We start from the raw sequence: 14485 nt of genomic DNA, 5'->3' as shown, positions 1-14485 counted from the left end.
TGTGGAGGGCGGTGCCGCACGTCTTTACGGCGCGGTGCTGTCGGGCAGCCAGCGCACGTCCGTTGCCTCTTTATCGTAGTGCAGGGAAGAGGGCAGGGTAATAAGCTCAATCAGCACGCCAAAGGGCGTGTGGCAGAACCAGGTCTGATTTCCTTCACCCTCTTCCTGCGCAAAGCAGGGGTTGGGGCCGTCAAACATCTCCCCGCCGTGACGCCGCAGCGCTTCTCCTGCCTGGTTAATATCATCCACGTAGATTGAGAAGTGGTTAACGCCCGCCTGACTGATATTGGCGGCTTTATCATCGACGCCGGGATCGATCTGAAACAGTTCAACATTGCAACCATTGCCAAGCCGCATCATCACCAGGCCCACCACCTTCATCTCCGGCGGAAAACCGTTCAGCGGCGTCATATCTTTACCCTCTACCTGCTTGCCAGGCTGGCCTGACGGCACGATACGGTACAACACGCTGGCACCCAGCGCGTTAATGAAAAATTGCTCGGCGGCGGGCAGGTCTGAAACGGTAAGGCCAATATGCTCAATTCCTCTGACAATCATAATCTTTCCCGGTAGTTAACGAATGATTACCAAGCATAGATAAGAATGGATAGCGTCGTGGAGCCTGTTCATGTCTCGTCACAAAATCGCTGCCCGCTTGCCACTGCGTGACGCGGCCCGGTAAAAGGCTGAGCGGCCCGCTGAGTCAGCTAAATACCGCGACCGCCTTACCGAGGTTTTCTGCCTGCTCCTCAAGTGACTGGGCCGCAGCGGAAGCTTCTTCAACTAAGGCAGCATTTTGCTGGGTGACTTCATCCATCTGCGACAGCGCAACGTTAATCTGCGAGATCCCCATGCTTTGCTCCTGGCTCAGGGTGGAGATCTCCTTCGTCAGGTCATTCACTTCCTCGACAGAGCGTCTGACCTTCTCCATGCGCTCATTGACCTGCGTAGCCTGGTCTGCGCCGCGCGCGATCAGCTGGGCCGAACTTTCGATCAGCGCCTTAATCTCTTTAGCTGAGGTGGACGATCGCTGCGCCAGCGTTCGTACCTCACTGGCCACCACCGCAAAGCCACGGCCCTGCTCACCGGCTCTTGCGGCCTCGACGGCGGCGTTAAGCGCCAGGATGTTGGTCTGAAAGGCAATGCCCTCAATCACGCTGGTAATGTCGGAAATCCGCGTGGAACCCTGACTGATCTCCTCCATGGTAGAGAGCATGGTTTTGACGGTGATATCGCTGTTTTTAACCTGCTGTCCGGCCTGCCCGGCGAGCTGGCTGACGCGAAGCGTGCCTTCCGTGGTCTGCTTCACCGCTTCGGTCATAGTCTGCATGCTGGCGGTGGTCTGCGTCAGCGAGGCGGCCTGTTCCTCGGTGCGCGAGGAGAGATCAATATTTCCGGCCGCGATCTCTCGCGAGGCCACATTTACCGACTCGGCTGAGGTGATAACCGTCGCCAGCACTGAACGAAAGCGCCCGGTCAGGGAATTGAATGCCATCGCGGCCTGGGCCAGCTCATCGCGTCCTTTAACGGGCATGGTACGGCTCAGGTCGAGTGAATCACTGATTTCAGCCAGGGTGTTTTTCATCAAATGCAGTCCACGGCGGATCCTGAACATGGTGATGAAACCAAACACACCGGGCAGCATAATACTGGCTAACACCACCGCCAGCATCATATGTAATGAGTGGCTGTAGGCTCTGTCGCCATCCTGCTTCAGGTGGTCGCCCAGCTGAACGTTCCAGGCGATCTGCTCCTGTAGATCCTTAACGACCCGGCCAATGGCCTGTGCCATGCCGTCGGGACTGTCAAAGCGGGCCAGCGCCTGGACATTGTTATCCTGGCGTGAGTAGGCATAAAACTCGGGCAGCATCCGCTCCACCGTGGCCAGATCCTCTGAGGTGTGCAAAGCCAGCTCGCCGTCATGCTGGTCCTTGAGGTTATTCTGGCGGTAGGCTGCGATTAACGCTTTCATCGTGGGTAGCAGCGTGGCAATACTACTTTCTGACGCCGACCACTGCGCATCGTTATTACCCAACATATGGCGGTTTAACTGCAGGCGAAGCGCACCAGCCTGGCTAACAATCTTGTTGATATTAATAATGCTTTGAACGTTGTTATGCTCAACGTAAGTAAAGCGGGCCTGTGAGGCTGACAGATCATACAGGGCGTAGCCGGATAAAATCATTATCGCGGCCAGCAGACAGCCAAAGGCGAGTGAAAGACGCTGTGTAATAGTCATAAAAGTTTCCATGGTGCTGCCAAAAAAAAGAAAAATATTAGCTTTCTGCCCCTGCGTTTAAGGTGAAACAGGCGGGGCTTGCAGGCCTTATAGATGACCCCTCCGCCTGAGGCGGATCGATCGATCAGAGTACTTATCGGCAATATATAGCGGTAAATTATATTGTGCGCGACTTAATAGTCGGTAAAATAGGTAACCCCATGTAACTGTCACCTTACCCGATCGGACACAAAGACGGAGAAAAGCGCCGCTGAACGCTATACTTTGCCTGTGAATTAAGAGTGAGGGCCGTTGAGATAAGAGCCTTTCCCCGTTAACAAGGGGGGAGACCGCTGAAACACTTTTGTTCCCCTGGGATGGGCGAACAAAAGTGCGCTGATGTGAAAGGAACTGTTAATAATGCTGTCGACGCTGATCTACCGAAGCCGCCTGAGTCCAGGCGTTACGCTGCCACGACTTTATCAGCTTGCTGATAAGGCGCGAGTCAACAACGCCTCTCTGGAGGTAACGGGCATTCTTTTGTTTGACGGTGATTATTTCCTCCAGGTCCTCGAAGGTCCGCTCAGCGCCGTAAATACCCTTTATGAACATATTTGCGAGGATCCCCGGCATTATCATATCGTCCAGCTGATGCGTGATTATGCCTCTGCACGTCGCTTCGGTAACCTGGGAATGGAGCTCATGGATCTGCGCGACCATGCGCAGGAAACGGTGATGCAAACGGTTTTACAGCACGGAACCTCGAAATATCAGCTCAGTTACGACGATCGGGTTTTAAAGTTTATTGAAACCTTTGTCACCGGCGGCGGCAGAGATAACCGTCCGGAGAGCGACGACGCGCGTCACTGGCATCTGGTATCAGAGGCGTGTTATCAAACCCAGGATGACACCCCTTCAGAAGCCGCACCCTGTCAGTTTGCCTTTCAGCCCATCGTGGAGCCGTTGAAGCGTACGATAAGCTCGCTGGAGGCGCTCATTCGCAGCCCCTCAGGTGGCCCGGCACAGGACTATTTTGCTTCGCTTCCTCCCGAAAAGCTGTATGAAGCGGATCTCCAGTCGAAATACTGGGCGCTGAAGCAGGCCAAAAAAATGGGTATTGGGCGTAATAAAATTTCGCTTAACCTGCTGCCTATGTCGCTGGTGGTGGTGCCGGATGCGGTTGATATCCTTCTCGATCAGATTGCCCGCAACGGGCTGATCCCGGATCAGGTTATCGTGGAAGTGACCGAGGATGAGGTGATATCCCGGTTCGACGAGTTTGAGCGGGCGATGCGTCAGCTGCGCTGCTCGGGGATTAGCCTGGCCATTGATGACTTTGGTGCAGGGTTTGCGGGATTGTCACTGCTGTCCCGTTTTCAGCCCGACAAGCTAAAAATCGACCGCAGCCTGATTACCGATATTCATCATGACGGACCGAAACAGGCAATCGTTCAGGCGATTATCACCTGCTGTTCGGCGATGGAAATTGCCATAGTGGCCGAAGGGGTAGAGAAGATTGAAGAGTGGCGCTGGCTGGAAGCGGCAGGCATTCAGCGCTTTCAGGGGTACCTGTTTGCCCGGCCTCAGCTTGGCGGTATCGCACCTGTTGCCTGGCCTTACCGACGAGAGCCTTAAGCCTTTACGGCCGTGGAATCATTGTCTGCGGGCGACATGACAAATAAAAAGAGCCTCCGAAGAGGCTCTTTTTACGGGCGGAAGCTTACTTAGGAAATTCGCTCATTTCCTTCACTTCGCTTTTATTGATCTGCTGGTGCTTACCGTTAGCATCGGTATATTGGATCAGGCCCGTGTTGCTATCTTCCGCAGGCTTGCCATCGCTGACTAAAGTGCGCCCGTCATTGGTGTGAATAGCATAACTGCTACGCGTACAACCGGAGAGCGCGGCAATACAAACCAGCGCGGCAACAGGCAAATAGATCATTTTTTTCATGTGTTGCTCCTGCTTATTAGTTATTTAATTCACTCATGTTTTTAACCTGATTACGGTTAATCTGCTCGGTCTTACCCGTCTGGGCATCCTTATAGGAAACCAGTCCGGTATCGCTATCCACCTGCGGCTTACCATCGGTCACGATAGTTCTGCCATCGGTGGTCTTAATTGCCTGGTTTGAAGAACACCCGGCAACAAAAAGCAGTGATAACGCAGTCAGCGTTGCTACAGAGAGTAATTTTACGTTCATATGTTCATCCCAACATTAAGCACAGTGAAAAAGATAACTGTAAGGTATTAAGCGTAGACGATATTTTAATTTTGTCCTCCCCATCACCATGCCATCCCGCAGATTTAGCACCCAATGCAAAACGGGCATAACGGACAGATCCTTCTTCCGCTGGCGGATCCCGACCGGTCAGTACCAGCAATTACGCGCACTCATCGCAGTCCGGACTTTATTCGCTATCGGTCTGCGGCGTCTCAACCGCACCGGCTGGCGGCACCCGCTTCGGGACGGATTTTGCTTTTTGTTCCGCCTTAAGGAAGCCGACAATGTTGGCGTCCATCTTCTCCAGAATGTCGGATACCTGCGCAATCTCCTGGGATGAAATGTCCCGACAGGTGACCTCAAGCAGCCCTCGCATATCCGCGTCGAACTTTTCCAACTCCTGACGTGAGGTCGGAGTGAGGAAGAGATTCAAAATACGGCGATCCAGGCTGCTTTTACGCCGCTCAATCAGCGCCTGCGCTTCCAGATCGTTCAGCACGCGTGCCAGCGTGATGGGTGCAACATCCAGGATTTCAGCCAGCTCGGCCTGTTTGATACCCTCATTTCTCTCCAGATGAAAGAGTACGCGCGCCTGGGCAATGGTCAGATGCTCGTGATGAAAGAGCGTTTCACCCAGCTTAAGCAGGTTGCGGCGGATATCACCCAGTAAAAACATAAAATTCTGGGAGTTCAAAATAGTTCCTATAGTTTTTGATAATGATTATAAGCTATGCTTACAATCTTAACGTGAGAGGGCGTTCCACATGGTGGTGTACCCCGGCTTATTAATCCCACTATTGGCTCATTTTAGGATGCAGTAAATCACCATGTCAGAACCTCAGCTGTTAAAACCGTTACCCGACTGGACGGATGATGAAAAACCGTCGATGCCAGGATCGCCTTCAACGCCCTCTCACTCGTTCCCCATCCGCATCGCGTACGGACTGGTGGCCTTACTGATTGGGTTAACCGGTGGGCTGGGAACGGCCCTCGTCAGTGCCAATCTGCCTGCCATACAGGGTTCTCTGGGGCTGACTCCCGTTGAAGGAAGCTGGCTGACCGCCGCCTATCTGATGGTCAACGTCTCGGCAAACCTGCTGGTGTTTAAGTTCCGTCAGCAGTATGGCATGCGCCTGTTTGCCGAGATCGGTCTGACCCTCTATGCCGTATTTACCTTACTGCACCTGTTTGTGGACAGCTTTGCCATGGGAGTGATGGTGCGTGCCGCCAGCGGTTTTGCTGGCGCATCGGTCAGTTCTCTCGCCATTTTCTATATGTTACAGGCCGTTGGCAAGGCGCGTATGGTCAATGGCCTTATTCTTGGGCTGGGTATCTCCCAGCTGGCTACGCCGCTGGCGTGGATCCTGTCACCCGCGCTGAGCGATGTCGGGCAGTGGCATGTGCTCTACCAGTTTGAAGCCGGCCTGGCAGTCTGTTCGCTGGCCGCCGTCGTTTCACTCAAATTGCCGCCGGGCATTCTGATCAAAACCTTTGAAAAAACCGACTTTATCACCTTCCTGTTGATTGGATCAGGGCTGGCCCTGTTCTGCGCCGTGCTGATACAGGGCGTCAATCAGTGGTGGTTCAATGCCCGCTGGATAGGTCTCGCGCTGGCGGCAGGCTGGGTGCTTATTCTCGGCGGTGGTGTGATTGAACACTATCGCCGGGCACCGCTTATCCAGACGCGCTGGCTGCTTTCCGTCTCCACGCTGCGCTTTGCCTTTGGCGCATTTACCATGCGTTTCCTGCTGTCAGAGCAGACTTACGGTGCGGTCGGGATGCTGCGCAGCTTTGGCATGGTTCAGGACCAGCTACAGATCCTCTATGCCGCCATTCTGGCCGGACTGCTGGTCGGCATTATCGGCAGCGCCGTACTGTTTAACCCTAAGACCATGGTGCTGCAAATTTTGCTGGCCGTGGTGCTGATTATCATCGGCAGTTCGCTCGACCATCTCTCCACCAATTTGACGCGTCCGGTCAATATGCTGTTCAGCCAGTTCCTGATCGCCATGGCATCCGGGATTTTCCTGGGGCCGATGATGCTGATGGGGGTAATGAGCGCACTGAAAAATGGCCCCGCCTGGATCGTCTCTTTTGCCGTACTGTTTTCGGTTTCGCAGAACTTCGGCGGCCTGGCCGGCCCCGCGCTGCTGGGAACGATGAAGGTGTATCGTCAGCAGGCTTACACCACCCAACTGAATGAGGATCTACAGTCGACGCGGCCACAGGTGACCGAGCGCACCACCCTTTACAGTAACAGCTACGCGGGCACCCTGACCGATCCGCAGTTGCGAAATGCCCAGGGCAGCGCGCAGCTTTCACAGGTGGTGAGTCAGGAAGCCAGCATCCGGGCGTTTAACGATATTTTTGTCCTGACCGGCACGATGGCAATGGGCTTCCTCGGCTGGTCCCTTTTTCACGTGCTGCGGCTTGCCCGGCAGAAAAAAAACGCCTCCACCCCCTCCCGTCATGAACCCGATAAGGAAAAAAACTGATGCCTGATAGCCATCCTGAAGCGCCGCGCAAAGCATCGCCAGCGCACGAAGACGTCAGCGCTGAACCCACCGCTCCGCCTAAAATCATTAAGCCGCAGCGGCGCACGCTGATTATTATGGCGTTTGTGGCGCTGGCCGGCGTGCTGCTTATCCTCTCTGCCTGGCGTATCTGGCCTTTTAATAATGGCCTGATGCGCACCGATAACAGCTACGTGCGCGGCAAAATGACCGTACTGGCACCCCAGGTCAGTGGTTATGTGACCGGGGTGCTGGTCAGGGATTATGAAACGGTCAAGGCGGGACAGCCGCTGGTACGCATCGACCCGCGAAACTACCTGACGAAACGCGATGAAGCGGCAGGGCAGCTAAAGAACGCGCAGGCAGAGCTGGCAAAATCCCATCAGACCCTGGCGCAAAACAGGGCGACGATTGGGGCACGGACGGCGGATTTAGAAGCGGTGAAAGCCGAAAACCAGCGTTCGCTGCTGGATGAAAAGCGCGTTCGTCGCCTGGCCGAAAATGGCTCGGTGTCCACGCGTGAACGGGACCAGGCCGTGGCACAGGCGCGGCTTGCCCGGGCTAATGTCGCCAAGGCCGAGGCCGATCTCAGTATTGCGGTAGAGACTGAGAAGTCGACCCAGGTCGCGCAGGAAGGGCTGGCTGCGCAGGTTGAAATTGCCCAGGCGCGGCTGCGCCAGGCAGAAATCGATCTCTCCAATACCGTTATAGTCGCACCGCGTAACGGCACGCTGGGCGAGGCGAGCGTGCGTCAGGGACAATACGTTACCGCCGGTTCACAGCTGATGTATCTGGTGCCCGATGATATCTGGGTGGTGGCGAACTTTAAGGAGACGCAGATTCATAATATGCAGAAGGGAATGCGGGTGACCTTTAGCGTTGACGCACTGGGCGGCGCGACGCTGTCGGGTCATATTAGCGACTTCTCACCGGCAACCGGCTCTGAGTTCAGCCTGCTGCGCGCGGATAATGCGAGCGGTAACTTTACTAAAGTGGTACAGCGGCTACCGGTTAAGATTGTGGTTGATAAGGGACAGCCTCTCTTTGGCCATCTGCGTCCGGGAATGTCAGTCGAAACCAGCGTGGATACCCAGCAGCAGCCAGGAGAGAGTGAGAAATGAGTCAGCCTGCCCACCTTTTTCGTACCCTGCTGCTGGCTACTGCAACGCTGTTAAGCGGGTGCATTCCCGCTTATCAGGCGCCGCCCTCTGACGCAAAGGTCAATTTGCCCGCCGCCTGGCGCGATAATCCGGCGTTTTATATGACGGCACCGGGATCGCCTGCCTGGTGGACCGCCTTTAACGATCCCCAGCTTACGGCGCTGGTGACGGAGGCGCTGCAAAATAATGCCGATCTTGCGGTGGCTGCAACCCGGGTAAGAGAGGCACGAGCCTCCCTGAGCCAGGCGCGTTCAGGCTTTTTCCCCTCGGTTGATCTTGCCGCCAGCGGTCAGTCGGCCCGCAGCCTGACGGTGCTCGGCCCGGGTGAAAGTCGCTCGTGGCAGCCCCAGGCCGAACTGTCGTGGGAGGTTGATTTATGGGGCAAAACGCGCGCGGAAAATCGTGCCGCCCAGGCACAGCTGGAAGCGAGTGAAGCGGCGCAGAAGGGGGCGATGCTCTCCGTCGCGTCGGCGACGGCGGAGTCCTATATTGGTCTGCTCGGCATGGATCAGCAGCTAAAACTAACCGAGGACACGGTGGTATCCCGCCGTAAGGCGCTGGATCTCATTCGTTCTCAGGTCGATGGAGGCTACGCTTCTGCGCTGGAGCTGACGCAGGCGGAGTCCGAGTATCAGTCCGTGTTACAGTCTGTACCCCGTCTACAGCAGGCTCTTCGCCAGCAGGAGAATGCGCTGAGCGTGTTAACGGGGCGGGTGCCTGGCAGCATCCGCAAGGGGAGTTTGCAGCATCTTGCCGTTCCAGCGCTGCCGGGGATTGTGCCGTCGGAGCTGCTTCGTCGGCGTCCGGATATTGTGGAAGCCGAAAAAAACCTGATGGCCTCTGATGAGACGCTTCGCGCGCGGCGGGCAGATTTCCTGCCACAGCTTAATCTGAGTGCTTCCATCGGGGAGGTGTATACCAGCGGACTGAATTACGATCCGGTGCGCATCTGGAGCTACGGCGGCAGCGTGCTGGCCCCGCTGTTTACCGCCGGACGTTTGCAGGCCCGCTATGATGTGGCGATGGCCCAGCGCGATCGCGCAGCCTGGAGCTACCGCGCCACGCTGTTGCAGGCGCTGGATGAGGTCGAGGATGGCTATGCCGCCCAACATTTCTTACAGGCACAGCGGGCGCACAGCGACATGCGGGTTGCCACGTTAACCCGCTCACTCAGCGTGGCACAGGACCGTTATCAAAATGGCTATGCATCCTATCTGACGGTGCTGGATGCCCAGCGGAGTTTGTATAGCAGCCAGCTGGATAATATTTCTCTGCTACAGGATTATCTGGTGAGCTATGTGACGCTTTATCGCGCGCTGGGCGGGAACATAAGCCAGGCGAAGGGTAACAGCCAGCAATAGACGCGTACGGAGCAGACCCGGACGGTTTTGCGGCTGGGGAGGTCACAAGCGGTAAGCCTGCCAGGGCTCACCGCTCTTTGTCTGGCCTGGGCCCAACGGCTGAAGCCTCTCCTGGGGATATCCCCTATGCCTCTCCTGTGTCTATCCCTTGCGCCTCTCCTGGAGGCTTCCCCTATGCCTCTCCGGTGTCCATCCCTTGCGCCTCTCCTGTGCCCATCCCTTGCGCCATTCCGGTGTCCATCCCTTGCGCCCCCAGAGTCTCCTTCCCTTGTGCTCCGACTCGCGCATCCATGCGCCCAACGGTCTGCCCGGCGACGTGGCGCCACCCGTTGCACTCCTGGGTACACCTCTTTTCCCACCCGATAAATTATTCCAGAACGGCTTGTTGCATAAAAATGCTAATTTAAATTACTGAGCGTAAATTAATCTTTAGTAAAGCTGGCAATGTTTCAATATTGAACAGGCAGACTTAAAATATACAGCTAACACAGCCTTATACGGTTTATTAACCAGTCTTATCGAATTTAACTAAAAATAATAACGTTATATTTACGCTGCATTGCAAAATGTAAATATGAGACGGTGGAAAGAGCGGCTTTTTAAATCGTCTCATTTATTTATCCCGAATTTAATCATCAATAAAAACCGCCTGCTGCCGATAAACAGGCGGACGGATGTGCCGCATCTTAAAAAAGTCATCAGTTAATTAACCAGATAATATATAGGGTATTTAAATATCCTTTTGATATTCATCATGATTAAACAGAATTCACTTTTATGGGGTAACATGAAATATTTACGCAACATTAAAGTTAAAGTGATGATGCTCGCGGTGTTGATCGTTTTTACTGCGCTTTGGGGAGGCGTGTCATTCTTCTCCCTGCATGCATTAAACGCACTCAGAGAAGAAGTGGACCTGACCAATGTTCAGCAGATGAACAGCGACATTATCAATGGCGCCAGCGACACCTATTACCAAATCAAGCTGGCGATGGATCGGGCCATGGTCGACCAGGCGGCTGGTGATACGCAGCATTATCAAAAGATGCTGGGCCAGATCAACGCGCATATCACTTTTCTGCAGGGCGGGCTGGATAAATTTAAGGTAACGAATCATGCCAATATCAGCAGTGGCTCGATTGACAAGATTTACACCAGTTCGCTGACCCTGTTTACCCAGGCGATTGTGCCGATGTTTGAGGCGGTCAAAGCCAATAATAAGCAGGCTTACACCGATCGGGTTGAGCAGCACTATTTTTCACAGCGTATTGATTTCACTCGATCAATCACCGCCTACAACGAGGAAATTAACGATCTTAAAGCGACCGCCAACGATCGTATCAGCCACTGGGTTTCTCTGGCGAAGCTGATCATTATCATGGCGATGGTCGGTGGTGTGCTGATCCTGCTGCTGACGGAGCGCTATCTGACGCTGTTTATGGCACGTCCTCTCAACTGGGTGAAGCAGCATCTTCAGGTGCTTTCCGAAGGGCATCTGGATAAGGATACCATTGCTCTGGGAAATAACGAGGCGGGGCAGCTGCTTCCGCTACTGGATATCATGCAGGCAAACTGGGTGAAGACGGTGTCACAGATCCGCCGTAGCGCTGAGGAGATCCATCAGGGCAGCAGTGAAATTGCCGCCGGAAATATCGATCTCTCCTCACGAACCGAGGAGCAGGCCGCCGCACTGACGCAAACGGCGGCGAGTATGGAAGAGCTGAGCGCCGCCGTTCGTCAAAATGCCGATAACGCAGCAAAAGCCAGCGTGCTGGCGCAGACGACCTCCTCGGCCGCTAATGACGGAAGCGAAGTGGTGCAGACGGTGATCGGCAGTATGCAGAGCATTACCGGCAGTTCGCGTAAGATTTCGGACATTATTAGCGTAATTGACAGCATCGCTTTTCAGACCAATATTCTCGCGCTCAATGCGGCGGTAGAGGCCGCGAGGGCAGGTGAGCAGGGGCGTGGTTTTGCGGTGGTTGCAAGCGAAGTGCGCAATCTTGCCCAGCGCAGCGCCGCCTCGGCCAGGGAGATTAAAGCCCTGATCGATGAGTCTGTTGCTAACGTCGATAATGGCTATCGGCAGGTTTCGCTGACCAGTGATTCAATGGACAATATCCTTAAGTCCGTGACCAGCGTAACCGCGATTATGGGTGAGATTGCTCTGGCATCCAGCGAGCAGAGTAAGGGTATTGCCCAGGTGGGCACGGCGATTTCGCAGATGGATGTGGTGACCCAGCAGAATGCCGCACTGGTCGAGGAGTCATCGGCAACCTCAACGCTGCTGGAGGAGCAGGCCCGACATTTGACCGGTATTGTTTCTATTTTCAAACTTCCGGCTGATGCTTTTGCCGCGCGGGCGAACGGCAGGGCGTCTCTGTAGTTTCAGGCCGTTGATTCTGCTGCCGTATCTGCGGTGGCGGTGGCGGTGGCGGGGACGGGGGAGCATCCCTGCGCTTGCCGGGCGTCCTCACGCCACGCTTCGCGTGGTGCCTTTGGCTCCGACTACGGGCCGGACGGCCCGGTCGCGAGCGGGCATCCCTGCCCGCCGCTCCCTGAGTGCAGCATCCCTGCTGCACTCACCTGGCCCTCCGTCTCTGCCGCAGCGCTGCGGATTGCCCGTCAAGCGCAGGGATGCTCCCCCTCTCTGGCTTCCGAACGGCTTTGAGTAAAACCATTTAACTTCAGACGGGCTTCTGAGCGGCTTTGTGGGCGATCCTTGATTTACCCGTCTGAATCGCTATTAGTGCAACCGTTTGTCTGGCCGCAGAAATGTAAACGACTTCCAGTTATGTCCTGTTCTCACGCATGAAAGAGCCGCTTTAAGCACATCAAAGCCGCTTTTCCCTGTTACCTGTCAGTGTCACTGAATATGGCCGCCGGGCATCCTCTCGCCACGCGTTGCGTGGTGTCTTTGGCTTCGATTCCTGGCCGGACGGCCCGGTCGCGAGCGGGCATCCCTTCCCGCCGCTCCCTGAGTGCAGCATCCCTGCTGCCCTCACCTGGCCCTCCGTCTGCGCCGCAGCGCTGCGGATTGCCCATCAAGCGCAGGGATGCTCCCCCTCTCTGGCTTCCGAACGGCTTTGAGTAAAACCATTTAACTTCAGGCAGGTTTCTGAGCGGCTTTGTGGGCGATCCTTGATTTACCCGTCTGAATCGCTATTAGTGCACCTGTTTGTCTGGCCGCAGAAATGTAAACGACTTCCAGTTATGTCCTGTTCTCACGCATGAAAGAGCCGCTTTAAGCACATCAAAGCCGCTTTTCCCTGTTACCTGTCAGTGTCACTGAATATGGCCGCCGGGCATCCTCTCGCCACGCGTTGCGTGGTGTCTTTGGCTTCGATTCCTGGCCGGACAGCCCGGTCGCGAGCGGGCATCCTGCCCGCCGCTCCCTGAGTGCAGCATCCCTGCTGCCCTCACCTGGCCCTCCATCTGCGCCGCAGCGCTGTGGAGTGCCCGTCAACCGCTGGGATGCTCCCCCTCTCTGGCTTCTTAGTTGCTTTAAGGCACATCCGTTTTCCTGTTTGCATGATTTTTAAATACATCTGTCCGCTTTCAAACCTGCCGAAGGACTTCCCGTTCCTGCCGGAACCGAATTATTCGAAGCCAGGACGATGCAAAGAAGAGAGGTGGGCAGATATCGGGTGTTTTGCTCGCCTGCCACCAGTGACTACCCGGGTATGTGATGAGAGTCAGGGCTGAAGGTGGCCTCAGAGACTGCTTAATTTATTGAAAATAAAGGGAGTATTAAATTTATTTGTTTCACCAGAATTTGACGTTGCATATGGAAATGATCATTTCCATAATAAGCGTTAATATGGAAACGATTACTTCCATACTGGTCGGCGTCAGAGCTAAGGTTTGAAAGGCCATTAAATAACCCGGAGGATCACATGGTAGATCATGCATTTAATACAGAATTAACGCGGCTGTCAGGTTTCCAGCATCAATTTGAAACGGTACGCGGCGTACGTCTTCACTTCGTTGAGTCCGGCAATCCACATGGCGATACGCTGGTTCTGCTGGCGGGGTATCCTGAGAGCTGGTATTCCTGGCGCAAAGTCATGCCGTTGCTGGCTGAGAAATTCCGCCTGATTGCCATTGATTTACCGGGCCAGGGCGATTCAGATAAGCCGACTGACGGCTACGATACTGAGACCGTAGCCCGTTATGTACACGGGCTGCTTTCGCAGAAAGGCATCACGCATTATGGTCTGGTTGCGCACGATGTTGGCGCGTGGGTGGCATTTCCTTATGCGGCAATGTATCAGAATGAACTCTCCGGGCTGGTACTGATGGATGCCGGGATTCCGGGTGTTACTCTGCCAGAAATGCTGCCCGCAGCGCCGGATCGTTCATGGAAAACGTGGCATTTTTCCTTCCATATGTTGCCTGACTTACCCGAAGCGCTTATTGCGGGGAAAGAGCGAGTCTATCTCGACTGGTTTCTACGCAGAAAAACGGCCAATCCCTTTAGTTTTAGCGAAGAGGATCTTGATGAGTACGAGCGTATTTTCACCCTGCCGGGTGCCCTGCGCGCCGGGCTGGCTTTCTATCGTTCTGCCGCTCATTCCGCAGATCAGAATAAGGTGCTGGCTGCGGGTGGGAAGCTGACCGTTCCGCTACTGGCGTTGAGCGCCGATCAGGGTTCGATTCCCGATATGAGCGTGCCGCTTAGCCCTTTTTTCGCCAATATAGAAGGGAAAACCATTAGCCGCTGTGGTCACTTTATTCAGGAGGAGCAGCCGGTTGCCGCTGCCGCTGAGATAAAAAGTTTTTTTACCTCATAGCCTGGCGTTGTTACCGAAAGCGTCTTAGCCGAAAGTCTCCTCGTGGGGTACAGAGACCCGGTGTGGTAAAGGCTCAGTGCCGTCGCCAGCTGGTCGTATCTGGTATGCGGGAGATCTGGCGAATATTGCCTGTGTATTGAGCCCATAGCTGTAAGGGCAGGGGTGGTCGCCTACCGGTGGGGCCCTGTGCTGCACAGGCCTGGGGTGTCGCCTACGAG

The 14485-nt window shown here is 55.0% G+C and carries 11 protein-coding genes; 6 read left to right on the top strand and 5 right to left on the bottom strand.

The window, feature by feature from the left end; genetic code table 11:
- Nucleotides 1-24 precede the first annotated feature (24 nt).
- Together A1830_RS12760 and A1830_RS12755 are read right to left on the bottom strand one after the other, a co-directional pair.
- Entirely contained in the window at nucleotides 25-558 is a 534-nt protein-coding gene (locus A1830_RS12760) for a VOC family protein (protein ID WP_231877624.1), read from the bottom strand.
- Nucleotides 559-703: 145 nt separating this feature from the next.
- Nucleotides 704-2239 carry a methyl-accepting chemotaxis protein gene (locus tag A1830_RS12755; RefSeq protein WP_197473333.1) on the bottom strand — a complete coding sequence of 512 codons (1536 nt, stop codon included), beginning with the start codon at nucleotides 2237-2239 and terminating at the stop codon, nucleotides 704-706.
- 399 nt (nucleotides 2240-2638) lie between these two features.
- On the opposite strand from A1830_RS12755, the gene A1830_RS12750 reads away from it, so the two are divergent.
- Entirely contained in the window at nucleotides 2639-3853 is a 1215-nt protein-coding gene (locus A1830_RS12750) for a diguanylate phosphodiesterase (protein WP_067706390.1), read from the top strand.
- Between the two features lie 85 nt (nucleotides 3854-3938).
- On the opposite strand, the gene A1830_RS12745 is transcribed toward A1830_RS12750, so the two are convergent.
- The 3 genes from A1830_RS12745 to A1830_RS12735 form a co-directional block, all read right to left on the bottom strand.
- Nucleotides 3939-4169, bottom strand: coding sequence for a YgdI/YgdR family lipoprotein (locus tag A1830_RS12745; protein ID WP_067706387.1), 231 nt, complete (start codon nucleotides 4167-4169; stop codon nucleotides 3939-3941).
- Between the two features lie 16 nt (nucleotides 4170-4185).
- Nucleotides 4186-4419 carry a YgdI/YgdR family lipoprotein gene (locus A1830_RS12740; protein WP_067706384.1) on the bottom strand — a complete coding sequence of 78 codons (234 nt, stop codon included), beginning with the start codon at nucleotides 4417-4419 and terminating at the stop codon, nucleotides 4186-4188.
- Between the two features lie 208 nt (nucleotides 4420-4627).
- Nucleotides 4628-5134, bottom strand: a complete 507-nt coding sequence (locus A1830_RS12735) for a MarR family winged helix-turn-helix transcriptional regulator (protein ID WP_156484997.1) — start codon at nucleotides 5132-5134, stop codon at nucleotides 4628-4630.
- 133 nt (nucleotides 5135-5267) lie between these two features.
- Here A1830_RS12735 and A1830_RS12730 point away from each other — a divergent pair, with 133 nt between their 5' ends.
- The 5 genes from A1830_RS12730 to A1830_RS12710 all read left to right on the top strand — a co-directional run bounded on the left by A1830_RS12730 (nucleotide 5268) and on the right by A1830_RS12710 (nucleotide 14267).
- Complete coding sequence (locus tag A1830_RS12730) at nucleotides 5268-6935, top strand: efflux MFS transporter permease (RefSeq protein ID WP_067706378.1); 1668 nt, start codon at nucleotides 5268-5270, stop codon at nucleotides 6933-6935.
- Complete coding sequence (locus A1830_RS12725; RefSeq protein WP_067706375.1) at nucleotides 6935-8074, top strand: HlyD family secretion protein; 1140 nt, start codon at nucleotides 6935-6937, stop codon at nucleotides 8072-8074. Before A1830_RS12730 ends, A1830_RS12725 begins: the two co-directional genes overlap by 1 nt.
- On the top strand, nucleotides 8071-9474 hold the full coding sequence (locus A1830_RS12720; RefSeq protein ID WP_067706372.1) for an efflux transporter outer membrane subunit: 1404 nt from the start codon (nucleotides 8071-8073) through the stop codon (nucleotides 9472-9474). Before A1830_RS12725 ends, A1830_RS12720 begins: the two co-directional genes overlap by 4 nt.
- Before the next feature lie 787 nt (nucleotides 9475-10261).
- The gene (locus tag A1830_RS12715) at nucleotides 10262-11860 is read left to right on the top strand and encodes a methyl-accepting chemotaxis protein (RefSeq protein WP_082804164.1); all 1599 of its coding nucleotides are present in this window, start codon (nucleotides 10262-10264) and stop codon (nucleotides 11858-11860) included.
- Between the two features lie 1510 nt (nucleotides 11861-13370).
- The gene (locus A1830_RS12710; RefSeq protein ID WP_067706369.1) at nucleotides 13371-14267 is read left to right on the top strand and encodes an alpha/beta fold hydrolase; all 897 of its coding nucleotides are present in this window, start codon (nucleotides 13371-13373) and stop codon (nucleotides 14265-14267) included.
- The last annotated feature ends 218 nt before the right edge of the window (nucleotides 14268-14485 follow it).

The organism is Erwinia sp. ErVv1, assembly GCF_900068895.1.
GTDB lineage: Bacteria > Pseudomonadota > Gammaproteobacteria > Enterobacterales > Enterobacteriaceae > Erwinia.
This window is presented reverse-complemented; position numbering and strand designations above follow the sequence as displayed.

Bases quoted from the DNA above. Each gene is read 5' to 3' on its own strand.
- A1830_RS12760 (WP_231877624.1), bottom strand. From the start codon at position 558: ATGATTGTCAGAGGAATTGAGCATATTGGCCTTACCGTTTCAGACCTG.
- A1830_RS12755 (WP_197473333.1), bottom strand. From the start codon at position 2,239: ATGACTATTACACAGCGTCTTTCACTCGCCTTTGGCTGTCTGCTGGCC.
- A1830_RS12750 (WP_067706390.1), top strand. From the start codon at position 2,639: ATGCTGTCGACGCTGATCTACCGAAGCCGCCTGAGTCCAGGCGTTACG.
- A1830_RS12745 (WP_067706387.1), bottom strand. From the start codon at position 4,169: ATGAAAAAAATGATCTATTTGCCTGTTGCCGCGCTGGTTTGTATTGCC.
- A1830_RS12740 (WP_067706384.1), bottom strand. From the start codon at position 4,419: ATGAACGTAAAATTACTCTCTGTAGCAACGCTGACTGCGTTATCACTG.
- A1830_RS12730 (WP_067706378.1), top strand. From the start codon at position 5,268: ATGTCAGAACCTCAGCTGTTAAAACCGTTACCCGACTGGACGGATGAT.
- A1830_RS12725 (WP_067706375.1), top strand. From the start codon at position 6,935: ATGCCTGATAGCCATCCTGAAGCGCCGCGCAAAGCATCGCCAGCGCAC.
- A1830_RS12720 (WP_067706372.1), top strand. From the start codon at position 8,071: ATGAGTCAGCCTGCCCACCTTTTTCGTACCCTGCTGCTGGCTACTGCA.
- A1830_RS12715 (WP_082804164.1), top strand. From the start codon at position 10,262: ATGAAATATTTACGCAACATTAAAGTTAAAGTGATGATGCTCGCGGTG.
- A1830_RS12710 (WP_067706369.1), top strand. From the start codon at position 13,371: ATGGTAGATCATGCATTTAATACAGAATTAACGCGGCTGTCAGGTTTC.